Origin of the sequence: Pectobacterium jejuense, assembly GCF_026800125.1 — a bacterium.
In the GTDB taxonomy this organism is placed as follows: Bacteria; Pseudomonadota; Gammaproteobacteria; order Enterobacterales; family Enterobacteriaceae; genus Pectobacterium; species Pectobacterium jejuense.
Genome location: NZ_JAPQKX010000006.1, coordinates 212,682 through 235,957, shown reverse-complemented (window position 1 = coordinate 235,957; position 23,276 = coordinate 212,682). Strand labels below are relative to the sequence as shown.

The following is a 23,276-nucleotide window of genomic DNA, read 5'->3' as shown; positions in this document are numbered from 1 at the left end:
AATAATTCAGGGTAAATTCATGCGTAATTTTTTGGGGATGCGTAACACAATTTGGCCGACGGCGATGCTAACGCTGGCGTTAAGCGGAGGCGGCTCGGCGTTTGGCGCAACGGCACCAGCACAATCAATACACCTTCCTGCTCAGTCATTGGAGAAATCATTAACACAGTTGGCACGGCAGACGGGTGTCAATTTTGGTGTTGATAGCCAACTGGTGGCAGGGAAGCAAGCTCCTGCGTTGGAAGGAAACTACACGGTGGAACAGGCTTTGGACAGGTTATTGAACAGTAATAACCTTTATGCAGAGCCTACAGAAACCGGTAAAGCTTTTATCATTCGCCCAATGGCTAGCGTGCCTGCGGCGGATGATGTACAGAGCATACCTACGGGTGCAGAGAATAGCCGTTCAGGAAATGAAGGGCGCGGCGATGTGATTATGGTAAAAGCGCAGATTACGCCGGGGCCGATGGAGATCGGTAGCCAACAATTGGTGGCTGAGGAAATCGCAAAAAAGCCGACAGCTAATGGAAATATTACTGAATTGCTGCGCACTAACCCAAATGTGCAATTCTCTGAAACCTCACGCAATAGTGAGACTCCAGGAGAACTGGCCCCGGATGTTGTCTCATTTCACGGTGAGAAGTTCTATAACAACAACTTCATGATCGACGGGATGTCGAACAACGATCGCCTGAACCCCGGTGTGAATGTCGGTGAGGTGGGTTCTACAGCCAATGGGAATGCCGCTAATGATTTCCCCTCTGGTCATCCTGAATCCTTCTGGATAGACAGTAGCCTGATTGAAAGCCTGTCGGTTTATGACAGTAACGTGTCGGCTAAGTATGGCCAATTCACTGGCGGTGTCATTGATGCCAAACTTAAGAAACCCTCGTTTACCGAGCCGTCTGGTTCTGTCTCTTACCGTACAACGCGTTCGTCATGGACGAAATATCATCTGGAGAAAAAAGATGAAGCCTCGTTCAGTGCCGCTACTACGGCTAAGAGGCAGCCTAAGTTTACCAAAAATTTTTATAACCTGAATGTGAGTCAGCCACTAAGTGATAATGCTGCGCTGATGTTTGTGTATAGCCGTAAGGAATCTGACATTCCGTTCTGGCATACGATTTTTCAAAGATGGGAAGACCAGTCGCGCGAATCTGAAACCTATATGTTACGGGGGGCGTGGGATGCCAATGAGCGAAATCAATTTAGCTTATCATTCATGCATTCACCTCATAGTGCAAGCTATGTACGTTCCAATATAAAAGATGGGGATTTTACTGCCGAAGGAGGGGGGTATAATGCCAACCTTAAGTGGGATAACCAGAATAAGTGGGGCAAAGTTGCCACACAGTTAATATGGAAGCAGAATGAGAATACCATAAAGAATAAGGGGGAGAATTTTTATTCTTGGGCTAAAACAAATAGTATTGACTGGGTGTCGAGTTTTTCAGGAACTGCTGCCCAGCAGGGTGGGTATGGCACGGTAAGAACCGAGCAATCTGGCATTAACTTTAAACAGGATTGGCAGCTAAATCCTTTTTCTGCATGGGGTGTACAGCACCAGTTTGATTTTGGTTTTGATACCGACTTTTCCGAAGCTAGGTATCAGCGTAAAAATAATTCCTATTCTTATGCTAATGCGGTCAGAAAAAATAATGTGGTATGTAATGGTGATTCTGCATGTATTGACGGTGAACAGTATTTCCGTCAACGAACAGTATATGAAGCTTCGGATGTAAAAGTCGCAGCAAGCACTTATGCTGTTTATTTACAAGATACATTGACCTATTCCCGCTTAACCATGGTTCCCGGAATTCGTGTTGATTATGATGACTATATGAAAAACATGAATGTCTCACCGCGCTTTAGCTCAAGCTATGATATATGGGGAGATCGTTCCACTGAAGTCTTCGGTGGAATTAATCGTTACTATGCAGGCAATGTCTTGGCTTATAAGCTGAGAGAAGCCCGTAAATTGGGTTATAACGAATGCCGAACTGATCACATTGTTGGCACTTCATGCCCATCAACGTCAAGGAGTTCGGGTAATACAACAGAAGACTGGCAATTTATGACAAACCTTCGGCCAGTTAATTATAAATACACCTCATTAAACACACCCTACAGTGATGAATTGAATCTCGGTGTGCAGCAGCGTATTTATGATACGGTTTGGGCGCTGAAATGGGTTCATCGTGAAGCAAAAGATCAATTTTCTGCTGAGCAAAATAAAACCACAAAAACTTATGAGCTCACTAATAATGGTAAGTCTGAATCCGACACGTTTAGTCTAGTGGTAAAACCGGTTTCTCCAATTGAATGGAATTCCGCGGTATTTAGCTGGACGGCGGGAGGAAATATTCAAAAAAGTACTTCCTCAAATAAAGACTATGACACCGAAGCGGATCTCGATGGCTATATTCTCTACAACGGGAAAATGATCCGCGCGATTGATAAACCGGCAGATAATTTCAACCGTCCTTGGACAGCATTTATTGAATTGAATACTGAAATTCCTAATTGGCGTTTAGATTGGACGCAACGCTTAAGCTATGTGGGTGGCTATAAGGCGATGACGCGAACTGAAACTATTAACTGTCCAGATGATGACCGTTGTTCCGGATATGTTGGTGCTACCGATGTTTATGAAGAAGAGCAGTATGGCAACAATATGCTGTTGGATTGGCGTGTGACTTATACCCAGCCATTAGGTAAGCAGAATCTAAAAGTGGGCGTAGATGTACTCAATGTCCTGAATAAAGCCAATAAGAACGAATCTAACTATGGATTAGGTCGTCAGTTTTGGCTGGATGTGACGTATTCATGGTAAGTGAGAAAAATAATAAAGGTCAGTGATGAAAAATAAAATCATGTACTGGCTGGCGGGTGCTATTTGCCTGTTAGCTGGAAGTGTTGTGAGCCAGGCTGAAGAAGTGAAAAGCCCATTGCCGGTCATTAAAGAAGGGACATTGGCGAATGGACTTCGCTACACCCTCGTACCGCTGGAGGGGCAAAAGTCGCGGATAGATGTTCGCCTGATTGTTGATGTCGGTTCGATTGATGAGAAGGACAACGAATCCGGTGTTGCGCATATCGTGGAGCATATGGTGTTCCGTGCGAGCGAGGCGTTTCCTCAAGGCGTAAGTACCGAGCTGCACAAGCAAGGCTGGGTACGTGGTCAGAGCTATAACGCTGTGACCAACTACGAGCGCACCATGTATATGATGAGCCCGCCGAAAGGGAATCGCGATCTGGGCACGACGTTGCAGGCGCTGAGCCAGATGACGAGCCATGCGAAACTGCTGCAAAGCGATCTTGATGATGAGCGCAAAATTATTCTGGAAGAGTGGCGTGGCAAGCTGGGCGTAGCGGAACGCATGAACCAGCAGCGCGTACAGGCAATTCGCCATGACTCTCGTTATCCTTCCCGCCCGACGATTGGCACGGAAGCGTCGATTAACGACACGCCAGCCAGCGTACTGCAGGATTTCTATCAACGCTGGTATCACCCGTCGAATATGCGTTTGATGATTATTGGTGATATCACGCCTGCGGATGCTGAACGCGAAATTCAACGCTATTTTGCACCGCTGCCAAATGTCGCTGTGCCAGCTCGTGATTACTACGAGCCGTTACTGAAACCGAGACTCAACGTTGCGCGTTTGCAGGATAGCCAAAGCGGCAGCAGCCAGGTGTCATTTGTCTACCGTTTCAATGACAAGGACACATTCGGTCAGTCTGACTACTATCACCGTGTGCTGACGCAAATCACGATGTCTGCGGTAGGGCGTCAGGTTCGCCGTCAACAAGCGGAGCTGCCGCAAGACGCCAGTAGTCTGGTGGTACGTAAATCGGATATCGGTAAAACAACGGCAGCGCTGGGCTTCTTCGCGAATGTGATGCCGGGTGGTCATGACGCTGCGATGTCTGCTGTGCTGAAAGAAATTGAGCGGTTTAAACGCTATCCGTTAAACGAGCAGGACATCACGGAGATCAAATCCAACATTCGTGAAGCGGCACAGCGTATGAGCGATGCGCCTGAAAAACGTGAGTTTGCAGACTGGGTTCAACTCTTGACCATCTCATGGCAGCAGGATCGCCCTTATGTTGGTAGCCAGCAGCGCGGTAAGGATGCGCTGGACATCTTGAACACGATCACGGCAGAGGACGTGAACCGCCAATGGCAACGCTGGTTAGCCTCACCGGATACGTTGGCACAGTTTAGCGTGCCGGGTGCGACACCTTTCACGTTGCCGACGCCGGATGCGATTCGTAAGTTACAGGCACAGTGGGCGGCCGCGACGCTGGCACCGTTACAGGTAGAAAAAGAGAAAGTTATCCCTGAATTGCCTGCGGTAACGCAAACGGGGAAACGCACGGCGGTGAAGACCTTTGCCGCGCAGAAGGTAGAACAGTGGCAGTTGAGCAATGGTGACCGCGTGGTCTGGCTGCGTGCGCCAGAAGCGGGTAAAAAAGTCTACCTGACGGCAGTGAGCGACGCGGGATATTTGTCGACGTCGACCAATCCGTGGCAGGTTCAGCTGGCAAGTCAATTAGTCAACCAAAGCGGACCAGCAACATGGAGCGGTGAAGCGCTCAGTAACTGGAAAAAGGAAAAAACGCTGTCGCTGGGCATCAATCAGGAAGCGGATCAACTGACGGTAAGCGGGAATGCGCCAACGGGTGAGTTAGCAAACCTGTTAGCGTTATACCGTGAGCTGAATGTGGCTCCAGGTATCGATCCTGAAGTGATGAAAGAGAGCATGATGGGTCTGGCGCGTCAAAAAGCCAATGACGATCAATCGGTTTCAGGAACACGGGCCAGTGACATTGCCAAACTGCGTTTCGGTGCGCCAGCCTGGCAGCAGCCTGAAATTGCAGAGCTGAAGCAAATTTCAGCGCCCGCGCTGCTGTCACAGTGGCATAAAGCGGTGTTTGCTCCGGTCACCTACTATCTGGTGGCAGATATGCCAGCTGCACAGATTTTGCCGCAGGTTGAACGCTATTTAGCGACGATCCCGCGTCAGTCTGCTGGCGAGGTGAAATCACATCTGGCTCTGCCGGGTAAACGTGAAGCGACATCGGCCATCAGTATCGAACCACGTGCTGATATCCGCACCTGGAGCTTTACGCCGCATGCATGGACGCCACAGGCTGCCGTGCAGGTGAGCGTTGCCCGTAATCTGGCGAATAAGTATCTCAAAACCAGCCTGCGTGATGATGCGTTAGGTATTTACCGCATGCGTCTCGATAGCGAACTGGAAGATAAAAGACAGCGTATTGAAACGGAAGTGAGCTTCTCCAGCGCGCCTGAACGTGCGCAGGAATTGTGGACGCTGGCTGAGAAAGCCTTTGCCGAACTGCCGACGAAGATCACTCAGCAGGATGTCGATGAGCAGAAAGCACAGTTCATCCGTGCAGAAAAAGGGCGTCAGAGCGATCTCATGACGATAGAGCGTCGTCTGCTTCTGAGCTACCGCCACTATAACGATCCACGTTATCTGAGCAGCGTATCCAAACTGGCTGACAGCATCACGCTGGAAGAGGTACGGGCGATGTCGGCGAAGCTGTATAACCCGGATAACCGCGTGCTTTACATCACCTTGCCGCAAGAGGTGAAAGAGTGAAAAAGATAGCGGCACAGTTTGTCGATCTCTGCCGCCCTTTTTGGCGGGGAAAACAAGGCTTATTAGCTCTGTTACTTCTTGTTGCTGCCATCAGTATGGGATGGACCATCGTCTATCTCAACGTATTGCTCAATGATTGGAGTAAAACGTTTTACGATGCGCTAGGTACGTTTGATAGCAGCTTGCTGCTCTCTCTCATGAAAGAGTACGGCATCTATATCCTGATTTATATCGTGGTATTTGTGCATCAGGACTGGTTCACTCGCTGGCTGATCATTCGTTGGCGCAGTGCCATGACGGAAGAGTTAGTGAATAGCTGGTTGGCAAAGCGGGCGTTTTATCGGATGTCGATAGTGGGAAAAATTGATAACCCCGATCAACGTATCGCTGAGGATATCAGCTTATTTGTTGATAAGACGGTGAGTCTGGTGGCGTCATTTTTGGTTGTGACGGCCCAGTTGTCATCTTTCGTCATCATTCTCTGGGAACTGTCGGGAGTACAGCGCTTTACGCTGTTCGGTGAGGAGTGGGTAATCAAAGGTTACCTGGTCTGGGCCGTCATTATCTATACCGTGTTCGGCACCTTGATTACGCATCTGATCGGTAAACGGCTGCACGGTATTAACTATGAGAAGCAACGTGCTGAAGCGAATTTCCGTGCGTCTTTGCTGCGTAAGCATGATAACGCGGAGCAAATTGCGCTATATGGTGGCGAACAGCAGGAAAAAAGCCATCTTAAGCGTCAATTTTCTGCGATTGTCTCTAACTGGTGGCGTTCAATGAATGCGGAACGTAATCTGGGCCTTTTCACCACGGGTTACATGCGTGTTAGCTTGATCGTCCCTATTTTTGCGGCATTACCGGCCTTTCTCAGTAAAACGGTAACGCTAGGCGGGTTGATGCAAATCCGCGGAGCGTTTGCTCAGGTGCATGGTGCGTTGAGCTGGTTTATTCGCATGTATCGGGAATTCATGGAGCTTTCCGCGAGCATGGAACGTCTGAGCCAGTTCAAACAGGAAATCAAACGCCATCAGTCTGAAGATGAAGTGGTTCCGGTCGGCGAACGTTTACAACTGGATCAGCTTTCTTTCACCACGCCGCAGGGTTCTCCGCTGCTGCAAAAGGTGGATCTGAGCTGTGAAGTGGGTAGCTGGAGTAAGTTTTCTGGCCGCAGCGGGCTGGGGAAATCCACGCTGCTGCGTACGTTAAGCGGTCTCTGGCCGTATTACGATGGCCGCTGGCAGTCGCTGGAAGGTCGCAGCCTGCTGTTACCGCAGCAGAGCTATCTGGGGCAGGGTACGCTGGCAGAGATCCTCTGCTATCCGCACCCGGCACTGGCAGACAGCGAGATGCTGCGTCAGACGCTCGATAGCGTTGGGCTGGGCGCGTGGCGCGATCGTCTGGATGAGCAGCTAAACTGGGATCGCGTATTCTCCGGTGGGGAGCGGCAGCGTGTTGCCTTTGCCCGTGCGCTGATTGCTAAACCTGATACGCTCTATCTGGATGAAGCGACGAGCAACCTGGATCATGACGCCGCCAGACAGCTTCTGGCTCTGGTCAAGCTGGCATTGCCAGCGTGTACCGTGGTGGCGATTACGCACCAGACGGAGCTGGATGATCTGTTCACGCACCGTTATGACTTAACGGATTTTGCCTCACAGCGTAGTTGATGTTGTTCGCAGACCTTCCGGCTCTCGGGAGGTCTGCGGTTCTGGTAGGTTTCTCGTCCCATGCCCCCTATAATCTTCCGCAGGATTATCCCGTCTTTACGGCACTTTTCGTCGCTCGCAGACTCCAATCCCCATCTTACTAGGGTGGCTGATGACGAAAGCCGTTCAATCTTGAGGAGTACATGCCATGAATTTTCGCCCGCTGGGTTTATCGCTGGTGCTGGGTTTACCGCTGTTGCTGACCGGATGCAGCACGCTTTCCAATTTCTCTTGGTCGAGCCTGTCGCCGTTTAACTGGTTCGGTAGCTCGCTGGAAGTGACCGATACGGGTGTCGGTGGCATCAATGCTGGTACGCCATTGTCCGAAGGGGCGCTACAGAGCGCGCTGGATGGTAGTTATCAACTGCGTAGCGGAATGGGCACGTCCAACGGTCAACTGGTCGCGTTTTATCAGGCGCTGGATGGCAAAGACGTGAAGATGATCATCAGCGGCCAGCCGAAGGGCAGCGTACGCAAAGTTGAGGTCATGGATCCAGCGATTGGCAGCGCAGGCGGCGTGAAAATTGGTGATGTTTTTAGCAATACCTACAGCAAAGCGTTTGAATCCTGCCAGTTGGGGCAAGGTGATGATGCGCAGAGCGTGGAATGTGCCGCACCGCAGAGTACGCATATCAGCTACGTCTATTCCGGCGAGTGGAGCGGCCCGGAAGGCTTGATGCCGCCCGACGATATCCTGAAAACCTGGAAAGTGAGCAAAATTGTGTGGCACGCGCAGGGGCGTAACACATCAGCTTTATAAAGGAGTGTCTCGTAAAGGACTAATTTGTCTTTACGCAAGGTAAAAGCCAGGCGGCTTCCGGTATGATAGCGGCGCTGTCTGGCATGTGCTGTGGCAGCCGCAATCTTTTATGACCGCAGTAATAAGCCATAACCACAGTAGTAAAAGCCATAACAACAAAGAAAAAACTGACGCTTGAGGAAGCAGAAATGACACCAATTCAAAGCGGTATTTTATTGGAACACCGCCGTTTTGCCATTTTTATGGAAGCGATGATTCAGGGAGAGTTTGATGCTATCCGGCAGGGATGCAAAAAATTCTGTCAGACGTTACAAGAGTTACAACAGCAGTATCCCGATGCGGGATTGGGCGCGGTGCTGGCGTTTGGCAGCGATGTCTGGCGCGATCTGGACTGCAACCACGGCGCGGCGGAGCTGAAGCCGTTTACGCCGTTGGGCAATGGGCTTGCTCCTGCCACACAGCGTGATGTGTTGATCCACATTCAATCGCTGCGCCATGATGTCAACTTTACGCTGGCACAGGCGGCGCTGATCGCATTTGGTGGCGCGATTCGTATCGAAGAAGAAACGCATGGTTTCCGCTGGGTGGAAGATCGCGATTTAAGCGGCTTTGTCGACGGCACGGAAAACCCGCAGGGCGATGCCCGTCACGCCGTGGCGATTATCCCCGAAGGCCAGCCGGATGCAGGCGGCAGCTATGTATTTACCCAGCGTTGGGAACACAATCTGAAGCAGCTGCAGCGTTTTAGCGTAGAACAGCAGGAACAGATGATCGGGCGTACCAAGCAGGACAACGAAGAGCTGTCTTCCGATGAGCGTCCTGTAACGTCGCATCTTAGCCGCGTAGATTTAAAGGAAGACGGCAAAGGGCTGAAAATTCTGCGCCAGAGCCTGCCTTATGGCACCGCGAGCGGGAAAAATGGGCTCTACTTTGTCGCCTACTGCGCACGTCTGCATAACATTGAGCAGCAGTTGCTGAGCATGTTCGGCGATCGTGACGGTAAACGTGATGAGATGCTGCGCTTTACGCGTGCCGTCAGCGGCAGCTACTTCTTCGCACCTTCTCTGGATCAGCTTTTGTCGCTGTAAGAACTGACGCATTTTCCTGATGCCTGCACCTTTGCAGGCATTCATTCTCTCCCTCTCCGCTTTCAATTTTTCCACTTCCCTGCCTTGGAATCTGACCGCGCCTTTGCTTTTTCAGCATGCTTTTTCTTCTCGTCTCGCTCGTTTCGGGGTTATGTCCTTTAGCGCTTAAAAAGCCCGAAATGTTATATATAAAGGTTATATGTTAGCCGCCACTTCCCCCTACACTGATTTACGCTGTACCCGTCATACTTCAAGCTGCTTGTGCGTTGGCTGCCCTTACTCACCCCAGTCACTTACCTGAGTAAGCTCCTGGGGATTCGCTCGGTTGCCGCGTTACAAGGCCATAAATGGGCCTTGCCCTAAAGGGTCAACGCAGAGCGTTGTTCAAAACGCTAACGTTTTGTCACGCAACTCGAATTATTTAGGGTATATACAAAAACGGCTATGTAAACGGCCCCTATAACAAGGCCTACCGAATAGGCTCTAACTCTGGCAGGACATAAGATGAATCAAGTACAGGTGAAAGGCTGGCTGGTGAAAGGTTCTCTGGCGCTGTCATTGCTGCTGGGCGGGCAGAGCGCTGTCTCCGCTACCGAGCTGCTGAACAGCTCCTATGATGTGTCGCGTGAGCTCTTTGTTGCGCTCAATCCCGGCTTTGAAAAACAGTGGCTGTCGCAGCATCCTAACGATCCGCTGACGATCAAACAATCGCATGCCGGTTCATCTAAGCAGGCGTTGGCTATTCTGCAAGGCCTGAAGGCCGATGTCGTGACCTATAATCAGGTGACGGACGTTCAGATCCTGCACGATCGCGGTCAGCTGATTCCGGCTGATTGGCAGGCGCGTTTACCGAATAACAGCTCTCCATTTTACTCCACCATGGCCTTCTTGGTTCGCAAAGGCAATCCTAAAGGGATTCACGACTGGAACGATCTGGTACGTGATGACGTTAAGCTGATTTTCCCGAATCCGAAAACCTCCGGCAATGCTCGTTACACCTACCTTGCGGCCTGGGGCGCGACCAGTAAAGCCAACGGTGGCGACGAGGCTAAAACGCGCGCGTGGATCACGCGTTTTCTGGCGAACGTCGAAGTCTTTGATACCGGCGGCCGTGGCGCAACCACCACGTTTGTGGAACGCCAGTTGGGCGATGTGCTGATCAGCTTCGAATCCGAGGTGAATAACATCCGTAACCAGTACGGTGCCGAGAACTACGAGGTGATCGTCCCGAAGGTCAATGTGCTGGCGGAATTCCCTGTGGCGTGGATCGATAAGAATGTCGAGAAGAACGGCACCGAGCAGGCGGCAAAAGCCTATCTGAATTATCTGTATAGCCCGGAAGCGCAGAAAATCATCACTGATTTTTACTACCGCGTGAATAACCCTGAATTGGCGCAAACGCTGAAATCCCGCTTCCCGGAAACCACCTTATTCCGGGTCGAAGATCAGTTTGGGACGTGGCCGCAGGTGATGAAAACCCACTTCGACACCGGTGGCGAACTGGATAAATTGCTGGCGGCTGGTCGTCAGTAATGTCTTTGGGGCCGGGTAATTTTTTTTCTGGTTCAGGTAAACGGGTGCTGCCGGGATTCGCGCTGAGTCTGGGCAGCAGCCTGCTGTTCGTCTGTCTGATTCTGCTGCTGCCCTTAAGCGCGCTGGTCATGCAGCTCTCAGAAATGAGTCTGGCGCAGTACTGGGCGGTGATCGCTAATCCGCAGGTGGTGGCTGCCTACAAAGTAACGCTGTTGGCGGCGGGGCTGGCAACGGTATTTAATGCAGGATTCGGCCTGTTAATGGCGTGGATTCTGACGCGTTATCGCTTTCCCGGCAGGGCTCTGCTGGATGGGCTGATGGATTTACCCTTTGCGCTCCCCACTGCCGTAGCGGGGCTGACGCTGGCTGCGCTGTTTTCAACGACCGGCTGGTACGGCGCATGGCTGGCAGAGTATGGCATCAAGGTGTCGTATACCTGGCTGGGGATTACGGTCGCGATGGCGTTCACCAGCATTCCTTTTGTGGTGCGCACCGTTCAACCGGTCTTGGAAGATCTGGGGCCGGAATACGAAGAGGCAGCACAAACGCTGGGGGCGAGTCGCTGGCAGTGTTTTCGCTACGTCATTTTACCGGAGTTAACTCCGGCGCTCTTAACGGGCACCGCGCTGTCGTTTGCCCGCAGTCTGGGCGAGTTTGGCGCGGTTATCTTTATTGCGGGGAACATTGCCTGGCAGACGGAAGTCGTTTCGCTGATGATTTTTATCCGCCTGCAGGAGTTTGATTTCCCTGCCGCCAGTGCGATTGCCTCCGTCGTATTAGCCGCGTCTTTATTAATCCTGTTTGCCGTCAACGTGCTGCAAAGCCGTTTTGGTCAACGGACCCGGAGCGTGTAATGGCAGAGATACCGACTGTAACGCCACGGCGTCAACCTCATCCGGTTCGGCAGGAACGTAACGGGGCGAGAGCGGCGTTGATTGCGCTGGGCGTGATATTATCGCTCATCATGCTGGTCATCCCCCTGGTGTCAATTTTTGCCGCGGCGCTGTCGCACGGGCTGGGGGGCGTCTGGCGTAACCTGAGCGATCCTGACATGCTGCATGCCATTGGCCTCACGCTGCTGGTGGTTGCGATTGTCGTACCGGTGAATCTGGTGTTTGGCACGCTGCTGGCGTGGCTGGTCACGCGCTTTCAGTTTCCGGGGCGGCAACTGCTGCTCACGCTGATCGATATTCCTTTTGCTGTTTCTCCGGTGGTTGCGGGTTTGCTGTATCTGCTCTTTTACAGCACCAACGGCCCGGTTGGCGGCTGGCTGGATGAGCAGGGGATACAGCTGATGTTTGCCTGGCCTGGCATTGCGCTGGTAACCATATTCGTGACTTGCCCGTTTATGGTCAGGGAGCTGGTTCCGGTGATGATGAGCCAGGGCAGTCAGGAAGAAGAAGCGGCGGTGCTGCTTGGTGCGTCGGGCTGGCAAGTGTTCTATCGGGTGACGCTCCCGAATATTCGCTGGGCACTGCTATATGGCGTGGTGCTGACCAATGCCCGAGCGATAGGTGAATTTGGTGCGGTATCCGTGGTTTCAGGCTCGATTCGCGGTGAAACCTATACGCTGCCGCTACAGGTCGAATTGCTGCATCAGGATTATAACAGCGTGGGGGCGTTTACCGCGGCGGCGCTGTTAACCGTGATGGCGATACTGACGCTGTTCATCAAAAGCGCCTTGCAGTGGCGGGTGAAGCGGCAAATGAATAAACACTAACTTTACTCTTTTCTATCACTCGCGCCGCACGCGTGAGGTTTTTTAGGACTCAACTTGTGACAACGCTTGAGCATTGTATTGGCAATACCCCTCTGGTGAAATTGCAGCGCTTGACGCAGGGGTTAAACAGTGAAATCTGGCTGAAGCTGGAAGGAAATAACCCCGCCGGATCGGTAAAAGATCGGGCGGCGCTCTCTATGATCCAGCAGGCGGAGAATCGTGGTGACATTGCCCCCGGTGACCGGCTCATTGAGGCGACCAGCGGGAATACCGGTATTGCGTTGGCGATGATTGCAGCGGTGAAAGGCTATCGGCTGCGCCTGCTGATGCCAGACAACATGAGCTATGAACGCCAGACCGCGATGCGCGCGTATGGCGCAGAGCTGGTGTTGGTTAGTCGCAAGCTGGGAATGGAAGGGGCGCGGGATCGCGCAAAACAGATGGTGCTGGCGGGAGAAGGGAAAACGCTCGATCAGTTCAATAACCCGGACAATTCGCTGGCGCACTTTCTTACGACTGGCCCAGAGATCTGGCAGCAGACGGCGGGTAAGGTGACTCACTTTATCTCCAGCATGGGAACGACCGGCACGATTTCTGGCGTCAGCCGCTATCTGAAGCAGCAGAACCCAGCGATTTGCACGGTGGGATTACAGCCTGCGGAAGGCAGCCACATTCCCGGAATTCGCCGCTGGACGCCGGACTATATGCCAGGGATTTTCCGTGCCGATCTGGTCGATCGCATTCTGGATATGACGCAGGTGGACGCCGAGAATACGTTACGCCAACTGGCGCGTCAGGAAGGCATCTTCTGTGGCGTCAGTTCCGGTGGTGCGGTGGCAGGTGCGCTGCGGATCGCAGCGGAAAACCCCGGCAGCGTGATTGTTGCAATCGCCTGCGATCGCGGCGATCGGTATTTGTCCACCGGGGTATTTGATTAACGTTACTCGTCATACTTCAAGTTGCATGTGCGTTGGCTGCGTTCACTCACCCGAATCACTTACTTATGTAAGCTCATCGGGATTCGTTCTCTTGCCGCCTTCCTGAAACTCGAATTATTTAGAGTAACTGAGTGGGCTATTCCCGCTCCAGCGCGTGGATCGGTTCCATCCGCGCGGCACGACGGGCGGGGAAGAAGCCGAAGATAATGCCGATTAGGCTGGAGCACAGGAACGCGGCAATAATCGAGGAACTGGAATAGATCATCGCGAAATTGCTACTGAACTGGGCGAACAGTACGCCGATAGCCAGCGACAGCCCCACGCCGATGATGCCGCCGAACAGGCAAACCAGCACGGCTTCGATCAGAAACTGCTGCATGATATCGCTGGTGCGTGCGCCAACCGCCATACGAACGCCGATCTCTCGGGTTCGCTCTGTGACGGAAACCAGCATGATGTTCATCACGCCGATACCGCCCACCAGTAGCGAGATCAGCGCGATCATCGACACCAGCAGCGTGAGCGTGGTGGTGGTTTTCTCGATCATCTGACGGATGCTGTCGGTGTTCATGATAAAGAAATCTTTCGTACCATGCCGCTGCGTCAGCAGGGCGGTGATGCTTTTCTCGGCGACGTTCATATCGATATTGTCTTTCACCCGCACTGTGATGCTTTTCAGGTAGGACTGTCCGACCATACGCTTCATCACTGTGGTGTACGGTACCCAGACGTTCAGATTTTCATCGCTGCCGAAGCCGCCCTGATTCTTACTGACGACGCCGATAATCCGCACGGGCAGCGAGCCCAGCAGAATCACTTGTCCAATGGGGTCTTCGCCGTGGGGAAAGAGCTTATCGCGCGTGTTTTTGTCAATCACGGCGTCCTGCTTCAGTTCATCGACGCTGCTGCGAGGGAAAAGTACGCCGCGTTGCAGGGTGTAGCCACGTACGGTGAAGAACTGCTCGCCAACCCCGGAAATGCTGGCGGAAACGGCAATGTTGCCGTAGCGCATCGTTACGCTGGTGGAGATAGACGGCGTGACGCTGTGCACGTAGGGCTGCTGCGTCAGCGGCTGGATATCACTGGCGCGTAACGTCTGGATGGCGCTGGCATCCATGTCGCCGAAGTCTTTGCCGGGGAAAATTTCCAGCGTGCTGGTGCCCATCGAGTTGATGTCGGCCAGCACCTGTTCCTGTGAACCTTTTCCCAGCGCGACGACCGAGACGACGGAGGCAATGCCGATGATGATGCCGAGCATGGTCAGAAAGGTACGCATTCGCTGGGCGTTCATCGCCAGCAGCGCCATTTTAAACGCGTCAATAAAGCGATCTTTGAACTGATTCAGGGCGGATGTCGCCGGAGAGCTGGCGGCTTCCTGTGACGGTACGGTGGCCTCTTCGGGGCGCGTTTGCCGGTCGGCAATCACTTCGCCATCGCGCAGTTCGATGATGCGCTGAGCGTGTTCGGCAATCGTCATATCGTGGGTGACGATCACGACGGTATTGCCCTGTCTGTGAAGGTCGCGAAGTATGCTCAGAACCTCGTTGCCGCTGTGGGTGTCGAGCGCACCGGTGGGTTCATCCGCCAGAATGATGCCACCGCCGTTCATCAGCGCACGGGCGATACTCACACGCTGCTGCTGGCCACCGGAAAGCTGGCTGGGCCGATAGTGAAGACGACTTTCCAGTCCTAGCCGAGTGAGCAGCTCTGCCGCCCGTTGACGTCGCGCCAGTCGACTTTTTCCGGCATAAATGGCGGGCACTTCAACATTCCCCAGCGCTGTTAGATCGCCGAGTAAATGATAGCGCTGGAAAATAAAACCGAAATGCTCGCGGCGCAGCTCTGCTAGCTGGTCGTTATCCAGTTTGCCAACAGCGCGTCCTGCCACCTGATAATCACCAGCGGACGGTTTATCCAGACAGCCGAGAATATTCATCAGCGTGGATTTTCCCGACCCGGATGCACCGACAATCGCCACCATTTCTCCCTGATTGATGGTCAGGTTGATGTCCTTGAGGACGGTGACGTCCTGTTCACCGTTGGAAAAGCGGCGGGTAATACCGGTCAGCTTCAGTAAGGATGTGGACATACGTTACATCCCCATCGGTGGGCCAGGATGCGTAGACGCGACATCGCTGGACGATGGGCTGACAACGACCTGTTCCCCCACGCTGAGCCCCGAACGAATCTGGGTGCGCACGTTATCGTTGAGGCCAAGCGTCACCAGGCGCGATTCAACCTTCTTGTTCGCATTCACGACCTGCACATACCACATGCCATCACGCGAGGTTAACGCCGTCGCGGGAACGACAATAGCATTTTTCACTGAAGACAGCAGAATATACACCTGTGCCGTCATGGAAATGCGCAAGACGCCGTCAGGGTTTTTCACATCGAACAGACCGTTGTAATAGATCGCGGTGCTGGATGATGAACTGGAACTGCTGCTTGAACTGGATGAGGTTGTGGTCGAGTCCGTGTTGATGGAGTCTGGCGCGGGCTCAATCGAGCTCAGCGTGGCTTCGTAACGGTTATTCGGTTCGCCCAGAATACTGAACCATACGGGCATGCCGGTTTTCACCTTGACGACGTCGGCTTCTGAGATTTTCACCTTGATGGTCATGGTGTCCAGATTGGCGACTTTGGCGATGGTCGGCGTCGTCTGAATCGCGTTGACCGTTTGTCCAGCTTCAACCGGAATGGCCACCACGGTACCGTCCATCGGTGAGCGAATTTGGGTGTATCCCAGATTAACCTTGGCGGTGTTGACGGTAATCTGTGCCTGAATGATTTGGGCATCCAGCGCGTCAATATTGGCTCGGGTGGCATCCAACGTCGCTTTCGCGCTATCGTAATCAGCCTGTGCGCCAACACCACGTTTCATCAACATTTGCTGACGCTGCCAGCTTAATTCGTTATTACGCAATTCCGCCAGTTTGGCTGCTCGCTGCGCTTGAATGTTTTTTAACGCGGCCTCACCGTTTTTTAGCGTGTCCTGCTGGGTGAGGTCATCAATCTCGGCGATCAATTGCCCCTTTTTCACCTTATCGCCAAGTTCGACGTGCAGCGCTTTGATTTGCCCCGAGGCCTGTGCACCGACGCTGACCTGCTTTTGTGCCTCAATTTTGCCGTCAGCGAGTACCGTCTGTTCGAGATCCGCAATTTCGGCGGTGGCAGTAAGCGCATTGGGCTCGTGTGCTGGCTTGTTGAAAAACAGATGAAGAACGACAGCAGCAGCGATAAGGCCAAGCGCGATCGTCGTACGGCGTCGTGTAAAAAATCGTGATTGCATCAGGGGGAGTCGTCCTTAATGAATGCATCTGAACGGAAATAAATAACGTAGGTGAGTAATTTACCCCGAGTCCGTAAAGGTAGCGGTAATCTTTGCTGAAAGAAATGGTAAGGATTAAGTAAATCTGGCTGCGAATATTCACGCCAGGCCTGAGAATACATTATCTATACCCATCATACTTCAAGCTGCATGTGCGTTTCCTTCCCGCAACTCGAATACGTAGGGTATACCCGATTAATGAGGACAGGATATGAATATTTTACTGGTCGATGACGACGTAGAGCTGGGCGACATGCTCTGTGAGTATCTGAATGCGGAAGGGTTTTCAACCTCGCGGGTGCTGACGGGCAAAGAGGGCGTCGATGGCGCGATATCGGGGGATTACACCGCGATGATTCTGGATGTGATGCTGCCGGATATGAGCGGGATTGACGTGCTGCGCCAGATCAGAAAAACCCAGCAGCTACCCGTTATTATGCTGACCGCGAGAGGCGACAACATCGACAGAGTTATCGGTCTGGAAATGGGCGCGGATGACTATATGCCTAAACCATGTTACCCGCGTGAGCTGGTGGCAAGACTGCGGGCGGTACTGCGCCGCTATGACGATCAGCCTAGCGCAAAGCGCGATGAGAGCCTGGCCGCCAGCGGCGATCTGGTGTTGAACCCCGCCACGCGCATCAGCGAATGGCGTGGGAAGCCGTTTGATCTGACGGCGTCTGAGTTTAATTTGCTGGAACTGCTGTTACGTTCCCCTGAACGGGTGGTGTCAAAAGATGAGCTGTCCGAAAAATGCCTGGGGCGTCGCCGTGAAGCCTATGACCGCAGCGTGGACGTGCACATCAGCAATATTCGTCAGAAGCTCGGCGCATTGCCGGGCAACGCCATGACGATTGAAACCGTGCGCAGCGTGGGATACCGGATTCGCTGATGATGATTCGTGGACGACTTTTCTGGAAGATATTGCTCGGGTTCTGGCTGACGTTCCTCGTCATGTCTCAGCTGCTGTGGCTGGCTTTTTCTTTTTACGGCGAGCGACATAAGCCGCTGGAAGAAATCGTGGTGTCGCGCATAGCGACGCTGCAAACGGAGATGGTGGCTGCGGCGCTGCAACATGGCGGCTTGGGTGAACTGAACGATGTGATGTCGCTGCTGCCGCAGCAAGAGCAGCAATACATTTCCGTCACGGAATCGCCGCTGCCGCTGTCCGATCAGGAGTTGGTTTCCGGTCCGCAGAACGCGTTGCTCGATGAGGCTTTTGCGCCGGACAAACGCGGCATGCCGCGTGCCACGCATATTATCAAGCAGGTCAGCGGCCCAGCCGGAAAGTGGTATCAGATTCGGTATGACGCCGAGCTGCTGCGCAGCGAATTTCGTCCCCCTCGGCCAGTCGAATTTCTCAACGTGCCCGTGCCGTTTGTCATCATTGCGGGGTTGGGGGGCTTGTTGTTCAGCTCGGTACTGGCATGGAGCCTGGCACGTCCGCTAAGTCAGATTCGTGCGGGGTTTGATCAGGTTGCACAGGGCGATCTGAACGTGCGTCTGCTGCCAGTGATGCATAAACGTCATGATGAAATTAGCGATGTCGCGCGTGATTTCGATTCGATGGTTGAACGACTGGATAGCCTGGCCAGCGCGCGCGAACAACTGCTCCATGATGTCTCGCATGAGCTGCGCTCCCCGCTGGCGCGTTTGCAACTCGCTATCGGGTTGATAAGACAGAACCCCGACAATATAGAGAGTTCTTTGCAGCGTATTGAGCGTGAAGCTTTGCTGATGGATAAGATGATTGGCGAACTGTTGACGCTATCGCGCACGGAGCATTCCGGCATTGAGGAAGCCTATTTCGATTTGCTGGGGCTGGTGACGGCCGTGGTCAACGATGCGCGCTACGAAGCGCAGGTCACCGGCGTTGAAATCCTGCTGGCGGCGGATGAGGACGAAGACTACACGATTAAAGGCAACGCGGAGCTAATGCGCAGGGCCGTTGATAATGTGATGCGCAACGCGCTACGTTTTTCTGCTCCCACGCAGCAGGTTTCCGTGTCGCTCATTGGCAATGAACATGAATGGACGATTCAGGTCGCCGATCAGGGGCCTGGCGTGGAGAAAAGTAAGCTCTCCAGCATCTTCGATCCTTTCATTCGTGTTGATTCACCGCTGTCTGGTAAAGGTTATGGGCTGGGGCTGGCGATTACCCGTAAAGTCGTGCTGGCGCACGGCGGGCATATTGAGGCGGAGAATGGTGAGCAATGCGGGTTAGTGATTCGCCTGTGCGTGCCGCGCTGGAAAGCCTGAAACGAAAACGGCACCATCCGGGTGCCGTCTCGTGCAAACGTAGTAAACCATCCGTAGAAGGCGGCTTACTTTTTGATACGGATAACCGGCGTTTCGCCGACAACAACCGTACCACTCAGTTTGGTCAATTCCTTGATTTCATCCATGTTGGAAATAACCACTGGTGTCAGAGTAGACTTCGCTTTTTCTTCCAGCAGAGCCAGGTCAAACTCGATAACGAGATCGCCTTTCTTCACGCGCTGGCCTTCTTCGGCGATGCGCTTGAAGCCTTCGCCTTTCAATTCAACGGTATCAATACCAAAGTGCACAAACAGCTCAATGCCGCTGTCAGACTCGATGGAAAACGCATGGTTGGTTTCAAAAATCTTACCGATGGTGCCGTCTACCGGTGCGACAATCTTGTTGCCAGTTGGCTTGATGGCAATACCGTCACCGACGATTTTCTCTGCAAATACGACATCAGGAACGTCTTCAATATTGACGATTTCACCGGACAGCGGGGCAATGATTTCGATGCTGCCAGTGTCTTTTTTGTCGTCAGAAACCAGAGACTTCAATTTATCGAACAAACCCATGATTCTCTCCTAAGCATTAATATTGGGCCAGCGTATACCCTAATCTTTCAAGTTGGTGTGGCATTGGTTTTCTTCGCTACCCCGACTGCGAATCTATCGCTTGTCGGGGTGCTGATTGCCACCTTGAAACCTATTAGGTAAAGCAGAATCAGCAGAGCGTTTTTTCTTTAATAAAGCGGCTCACCAGATTGCTTAACTCTTGTGCTGTCGGTTGAGCGAGTGCTTGCTCCGCCAGCGCCTTCGCATCTTCGTAATTCGCATTACGGATGATTTTCTTGATGCTCGGGATAGAGATCGCACTCATGCTGAATTCGTCCAGACCCATTCCCAATAACAGTAGTGTAGCACGTTCGTCACCGGCGAGCTCACCACACATCCCTGTCCACTTGCCTTCGGCATGAGACGCGTCGATGACCTGTTTGATCAGGGTTAGGACGGCAGGGGACATCGGGTTATAGAGATGAGAAATCAGCTCATTACCGCGATCAACTGCCAGAGTATACTGGGTTAAGTCATTTGTCCCAATACTAAAGAAGTCGACTTCTTTGGCTAAATGTGGCGCGATAGCAGCGGCGGCAGGTGTTTCCACCATCACGCCGACTTCAATGCTTTCGTCGAAGGCTTTACCTTCTTCTCTCAGCTGTGCTTTCAGCATCTCCAGCTCGGCTTTCAGCTCACGCACTTCTTCCACGGAAATAATCATCGGGAACATGATACGCAGCTTGCCAAATTTTGATGCGCGCAGAATGGCACGCAGCTGAGCGTGCAGGATTTCTTTACGATCCAGACAGATACGGATAGCACGCCAGCCAAGGAACGGGTTCTCTTCCTTCGGCAGGTTCATGTAGGGCAGATCTTTGTCGCCACCGATATCCATGGTACGGACGATAACGGCCTGAGCGCCAACGGCTTCGGCAACTGCCTTATACGCCTGGAACTGCTCTTCTTCGGTAGGCAGCGAGTCACGATCCATGAACAGGAATTCAGTACGATACAGGCCGACACCTTCTGCACCGTTACGCTCTGCACCCGCGACATCACGCACGGTACCGATGTTGGCACAGACTTCAACCTGATGGCCGTCCAGCGTGATAGCTGGCAGATCTTTCAGCTTGGCCAGCTCATACTTTTCAGCGTGGTATTGCTGCTGAACCGCTTTTAATTCTTCAATTTTATCCGCAGTCGGATTTTGATAGATCTGGTTGTTTACGGCATCCAGGATCAGATAGTCGCCGTTTTTAACCTGCTGGGTCACATTGGTCGTGCCGACGATCGCAGGCAGCTCCAGCGAACGGGCCATAATGGACGTGTGAGACGTGCGGCCACCAAGGTCGGTGATGAAGCCCAGCACTTTGTCCAGATTCAGCTGCGCGGTTTCTGACGGCGTCAGATCCGTGGCAACTAGAATGACTTCATCCTGAATATCGCCCAGATCGACGATAGGCATGTTGAGAATATTTCTGAGCAAACGCTTCCCGATATCACGCATATCTGCGGCACGTTCTTTCAGATATTCATCATCAAGCTCTTCTAGTGCTTTAGCCTGGTTTTCGATGACGGAAAACGCAGCGGCGTCGGCGGAAGCATGTTCATCTTTAATCAGGGCTATGATTTCCTGCTCGAACTCTTCATCTTCCAGCAACATGATGTGGCCTTCGAAGATGGCTTCTTTCTCTGCGCCCAGCGTCTCGCCCGCTTTCTTCTTGATCGCTTCCAACTGTGCGGATGCTTTGGAACGGCCAGTCAGAAAACGTTCAATTTCCTGCTCCACCTGATCCGCAGAGATTTTTTTCCGGTTGATGAGAATTTCATCTTCTTTCAGTAACAGTGCCTTACCAAAAGCAATACCCGGTGATACTAATATGCCTGAAATCATAACCCTACCTTACTCGATTCTGGTGTTCACTAAAAAACTCGTCGGTTACTCGAGCTCAGCCATCAGCTTGACCAGGTGTTCAACCGCTTTTTGTTCGTCTTCGCCTTCCGCAGCGATAGTAACCACAGTTCCTTGTGTTAAGCCGAGTGTTTGTAATTTGAACAGGCTCTTGGCGCTAGCGCTCTTGCCGTTGGACGTCACGGTGATTTCTGAGGTGAAGCCTTTGGCTTCTTTGACGAACTGAGCAGCAGGACGAGTGTGCAGGCCATTCGGTGCGGTGATAGTCACTTCTTGCTGGAACATGCTTTTTTCCCCAACTTATGGATTAGATTAATGTTGTGGAACTAAAGTCTAGTTGATTCACTGAACTTTAGCCTGTTTGGTTAGCTCCTGATTTATGTTACAGGGGCGGGCCACGATGCGACAAGAAAACCGTCAAACGTATTTCCTGAATAAAATACCATCAAACACCGCAGCTTCCGCTACCCATTATCTTAACCTCAGTCGCAAAACGGCGATGTGGGCTATCGTGCGCAGGGGAAAAGCATGTGACGGGGCGTGGTATTTGTCGGATATTAATTTCACGCATCAAAATAATTGTTCGGTTAAATACTAAACCTGATGTAGAAAAGCAATCCACATGTGGTGGAAAGTTTGAACTGTGCCACAAAAAAGCACCTAAATAGGTGCTTTTTTAACACATTGGTCACTTGTTGTTCGAGTGTGACCGGGGGGTTATTGTTGCAGTTCCTGCTCGGTGAACAGGTCGGCAAAGAGTGCTGTGCTGAGGTAGCGTTCGCCAGAAGAAGGCAGAATAACGACGATAGTTTTATCTTCAAATTCTTTTTCTTTGAGCAAGTTCAGCGCTGCGGCAACGGCTGCACCGGAAGAAATACCCGCCAGAATGCCTTCTTCTTCCATCAAACGGCGCGCGGTGCTGATCGCTTCTTCGTTCGTCACTTTCTCTACGCGGTCAATCAGTTTCAGATCCAGGTTACCCGGAATGAAACCTGCGCCGATGCCCTGAATCTTGTGCGGACCTGGCTTCAGCTCTTCGCCTGCCAGCGCCTGAGTGATCACCGGTGAATCGGTAGGTTCGACTGCCACGCTGATGATGGCTTTGCCTTTGGTGTTCTTGATGTAGCGGCTGACACCGGTCAGCGTACCGCCAGTACCGACGCCAGAGATAAAGACATCAACCTGACCATCGGTATCTTCCCAGATTTCAGGGCCGGTGGTTTTCTCGTGAATTTCTGGGTTAGCAGGGTTGCTGAACTGCTGTAGCAGCAGATAACGCTGTGGATCGCTGGCAACGATTTCTTCTGCCTTGGCGATAGCACCTTTCATGCCTTTCGCGCCTTCGGTCAGCACTAGATTAGCACCCAGCGCTTTCAGCAGCTTGCGGCGCTCGATGCTCATGGTTTCCGGCATAGTGAGCGTGAGTTTGTAACCGCGAGCTGCGGCGACATAGGCCAGCGCAATCCCTGTGTTTCCGCTGGTAGGTTCAACCAGCTCAACACCTGGTTTGAGAACGCCGCGTTTTTCTGCATCCCAAATCAGGTTGGAGCCGATACGGCATTTTACGCTGAAGCTGGGGTTGCGGGATTCCACTTTAGCCAGAATGCGTCCGTTGCCGATACGGTTCAGGCGAACCAGCGGCGTATGGCCGATTGTGAAAGAATTGTCTTCGTAGATCTTGCTCATAGCCTGTCCTTATAACTGTATGAAATTTTTGCGAACGTAGAGAGAATACTCGTTCACACTTTTCAGTGAAGTAAAGAATTGCTATATCGTTATGTTCTTAAGAAATATCTTTTCATTACAATAGAAAGCACTGGCCGTTATCAGCCAGTGCTT

General features: G+C 52.4%; 17 protein-coding genes. 11 read left to right on the top strand and 6 right to left on the bottom strand.

The window, feature by feature from the left end:
- Positions 1 to 19: 19 nt before the first annotated feature.
- From NXT09_RS13185 to cysM, 9 genes are all read left to right on the top strand, one after another.
- Positions 20 to 2,833 carry a secretin and TonB N-terminal domain-containing protein gene (locus tag NXT09_RS13185; RefSeq protein WP_268579981.1) on the top strand — a complete coding sequence of 938 codons (2,814 nt, stop codon included), beginning with the start codon at positions 20 to 22 and terminating at the stop codon, positions 2,831 to 2,833.
- Between the two features lie 25 nt (positions 2,834 to 2,858).
- Complete coding sequence (locus tag NXT09_RS13180; RefSeq protein WP_268579980.1) at positions 2,859 to 5,630, top strand: M16 family metallopeptidase; 2,772 nt, start codon at positions 2,859 to 2,861, stop codon at positions 5,628 to 5,630.
- A complete protein-coding gene (locus NXT09_RS13175; protein WP_240584593.1) occupies positions 5,627 to 7,300 on the top strand; it encodes an ABC transporter ATP-binding protein/permease in 1,674 nt (557 codons plus the stop codon). The genes NXT09_RS13180 and NXT09_RS13175 overlap by 4 nt, the downstream gene beginning before the upstream one ends.
- A gap of 187 nt (positions 7,301 to 7,487) precedes the next feature.
- Entirely contained in the window at positions 7,488 to 8,099 is a 612-nt protein-coding gene (locus NXT09_RS13170; RefSeq protein WP_268579979.1) for an RpoE-regulated lipoprotein, read from the top strand.
- Between the two features lie 188 nt (positions 8,100 to 8,287).
- Positions 8,288 to 9,187, top strand: coding sequence for a Dyp-type peroxidase (locus NXT09_RS13165; RefSeq protein ID WP_268579978.1), 900 nt, complete (start codon positions 8,288 to 8,290; stop codon positions 9,185 to 9,187).
- A gap of 504 nt (positions 9,188 to 9,691) precedes the next feature.
- On the top strand, positions 9,692 to 10,720 hold the full coding sequence (locus NXT09_RS13160) for a sulfate ABC transporter substrate-binding protein (protein ID WP_268579977.1): 1,029 nt from the start codon (positions 9,692 to 9,694) through the stop codon (positions 10,718 to 10,720).
- Entirely contained in the window at positions 10,720 to 11,574 is an 855-nt protein-coding gene (gene cysT / locus NXT09_RS13155; RefSeq protein ID WP_268579976.1) for a sulfate/thiosulfate ABC transporter permease CysT, read from the top strand. The genes NXT09_RS13160 and cysT overlap by 1 nt, the downstream gene beginning before the upstream one ends.
- Positions 11,574 to 12,440 carry a sulfate/thiosulfate ABC transporter permease CysW gene (gene cysW / locus NXT09_RS13150; RefSeq protein ID WP_268579975.1) on the top strand — a complete coding sequence of 289 codons (867 nt, stop codon included), beginning with the start codon at positions 11,574 to 11,576 and terminating at the stop codon, positions 12,438 to 12,440. Before cysT ends, cysW begins: the two co-directional genes overlap by 1 nt.
- 56 nt (positions 12,441 to 12,496) lie before the next feature.
- Complete coding sequence (gene cysM, locus NXT09_RS13145) at positions 12,497 to 13,378, top strand: cysteine synthase CysM (RefSeq protein ID WP_240584598.1); 882 nt, start codon at positions 12,497 to 12,499, stop codon at positions 13,376 to 13,378.
- Positions 13,379 to 13,514: 136 nt separating this feature from the next.
- On the opposite strand, the gene NXT09_RS13140 is transcribed toward cysM, so the two are convergent.
- Together NXT09_RS13140 and NXT09_RS13135 are read right to left on the bottom strand one after the other, a co-directional pair.
- Positions 13,515 to 15,467: a MacB family efflux pump subunit gene (locus NXT09_RS13140; protein WP_268579974.1), complete on the bottom strand. Its 1,953-nt coding sequence runs from the start codon at positions 15,465 to 15,467 to the stop codon at positions 13,515 to 13,517.
- Between the two features lie 3 nt (positions 15,468 to 15,470).
- Positions 15,471 to 16,670 (bottom strand): efflux RND transporter periplasmic adaptor subunit, encoded by a 1,200-nt coding sequence (locus NXT09_RS13135; protein WP_205553156.1) that lies wholly within the window; start codon positions 16,668 to 16,670, stop codon positions 15,471 to 15,473.
- Positions 16,671 to 16,920: 250 nt separating this feature from the next.
- Between NXT09_RS13135 and NXT09_RS13130 the strand changes: the two genes are divergently transcribed.
- Complete coding sequence (locus NXT09_RS13130; protein WP_268579973.1) at positions 16,921 to 17,601, top strand: response regulator transcription factor; 681 nt, start codon at positions 16,921 to 16,923, stop codon at positions 17,599 to 17,601.
- Positions 17,601 to 18,968 carry an ATP-binding protein gene (locus NXT09_RS13125; protein WP_268579972.1) on the top strand — a complete coding sequence of 456 codons (1,368 nt, stop codon included), beginning with the start codon at positions 17,601 to 17,603 and terminating at the stop codon, positions 18,966 to 18,968. Before NXT09_RS13130 ends, NXT09_RS13125 begins: the two co-directional genes overlap by 1 nt.
- 65 nt (positions 18,969 to 19,033) lie before the next feature.
- Here NXT09_RS13125 and crr read toward each other — a convergent pair whose 3' ends face one another.
- The 4 genes from crr to cysK form a co-directional block, all read right to left on the bottom strand.
- Positions 19,034 to 19,543 (bottom strand): PTS glucose transporter subunit IIA, encoded by a 510-nt coding sequence (crr, locus tag NXT09_RS13120; RefSeq protein ID WP_010284368.1) that lies wholly within the window; start codon positions 19,541 to 19,543, stop codon positions 19,034 to 19,036.
- A gap of 148 nt (positions 19,544 to 19,691) precedes the next feature.
- Positions 19,692 to 21,419 (bottom strand): phosphoenolpyruvate-protein phosphotransferase PtsI, encoded by a 1,728-nt coding sequence (ptsI, locus tag NXT09_RS13115; RefSeq protein ID WP_014914283.1) that lies wholly within the window; start codon positions 21,417 to 21,419, stop codon positions 19,692 to 19,694.
- A gap of 45 nt (positions 21,420 to 21,464) precedes the next feature.
- Complete coding sequence (ptsH, locus tag NXT09_RS13110; protein WP_005971891.1) at positions 21,465 to 21,722, bottom strand: phosphocarrier protein Hpr; 258 nt, start codon at positions 21,720 to 21,722, stop codon at positions 21,465 to 21,467.
- Positions 21,723 to 22,154: 432 nt separating this feature from the next.
- Entirely contained in the window at positions 22,155 to 23,123 is a 969-nt protein-coding gene (gene cysK / locus NXT09_RS13105) for a cysteine synthase A (RefSeq protein ID WP_014914284.1), read from the bottom strand.
- Between the last annotated feature and the right edge of the window lie 153 nt (positions 23,124 to 23,276).

What these genes read in the sequence shown, in the direction of transcription:
- NXT09_RS13160 (WP_268579977.1), top strand. Translation starts at nt 9,692, where the DNA reads ATGAATCAAGTACAGGTGAAAGGCTGGCTGGTGAAAGGTTCTCTGGCG.
- crr (WP_010284368.1), bottom strand. Translation starts at nt 19,543, where the DNA reads ATGGGTTTGTTCGATAAATTGAAGTCTCTGGTTTCTGACGACAAAAAA.
- cysW (WP_268579975.1), top strand. Translation starts at nt 11,574, where the DNA reads ATGGCAGAGATACCGACTGTAACGCCACGGCGTCAACCTCATCCGGTT.
- NXT09_RS13135 (WP_205553156.1), bottom strand. Translation starts at nt 16,670, where the DNA reads ATGCAATCACGATTTTTTACACGACGCCGTACGACGATCGCGCTTGGC.
- NXT09_RS13130 (WP_268579973.1), top strand. Translation starts at nt 16,921, where the DNA reads ATGAATATTTTACTGGTCGATGACGACGTAGAGCTGGGCGACATGCTC.
- NXT09_RS13170 (WP_268579979.1), top strand. Translation starts at nt 7,488, where the DNA reads ATGAATTTTCGCCCGCTGGGTTTATCGCTGGTGCTGGGTTTACCGCTG.
- NXT09_RS13185 (WP_268579981.1), top strand. Translation starts at nt 20, where the DNA reads ATGCGTAATTTTTTGGGGATGCGTAACACAATTTGGCCGACGGCGATG.
- NXT09_RS13165 (WP_268579978.1), top strand. Translation starts at nt 8,288, where the DNA reads ATGACACCAATTCAAAGCGGTATTTTATTGGAACACCGCCGTTTTGCC.
- ptsH (WP_005971891.1), bottom strand. Translation starts at nt 21,722, where the DNA reads ATGTTCCAGCAAGAAGTGACTATCACCGCACCGAATGGCCTGCACACT.
- cysK (WP_014914284.1), bottom strand. Translation starts at nt 23,123, where the DNA reads ATGAGCAAGATCTACGAAGACAATTCTTTCACAATCGGCCATACGCCG.
- cysT (WP_268579976.1), top strand. Translation starts at nt 10,720, where the DNA reads ATGTCTTTGGGGCCGGGTAATTTTTTTTCTGGTTCAGGTAAACGGGTG.
- ptsI (WP_014914283.1), bottom strand. Translation starts at nt 21,419, where the DNA reads ATGATTTCAGGCATATTAGTATCACCGGGTATTGCTTTTGGTAAGGCA.
- NXT09_RS13140 (WP_268579974.1), bottom strand. Translation starts at nt 15,467, where the DNA reads ATGTCCACATCCTTACTGAAGCTGACCGGTATTACCCGCCGCTTTTCC.
- NXT09_RS13180 (WP_268579980.1), top strand. Translation starts at nt 2,859, where the DNA reads ATGAAAAATAAAATCATGTACTGGCTGGCGGGTGCTATTTGCCTGTTA.
- NXT09_RS13125 (WP_268579972.1), top strand. Translation starts at nt 17,601, where the DNA reads ATGATGATTCGTGGACGACTTTTCTGGAAGATATTGCTCGGGTTCTGG.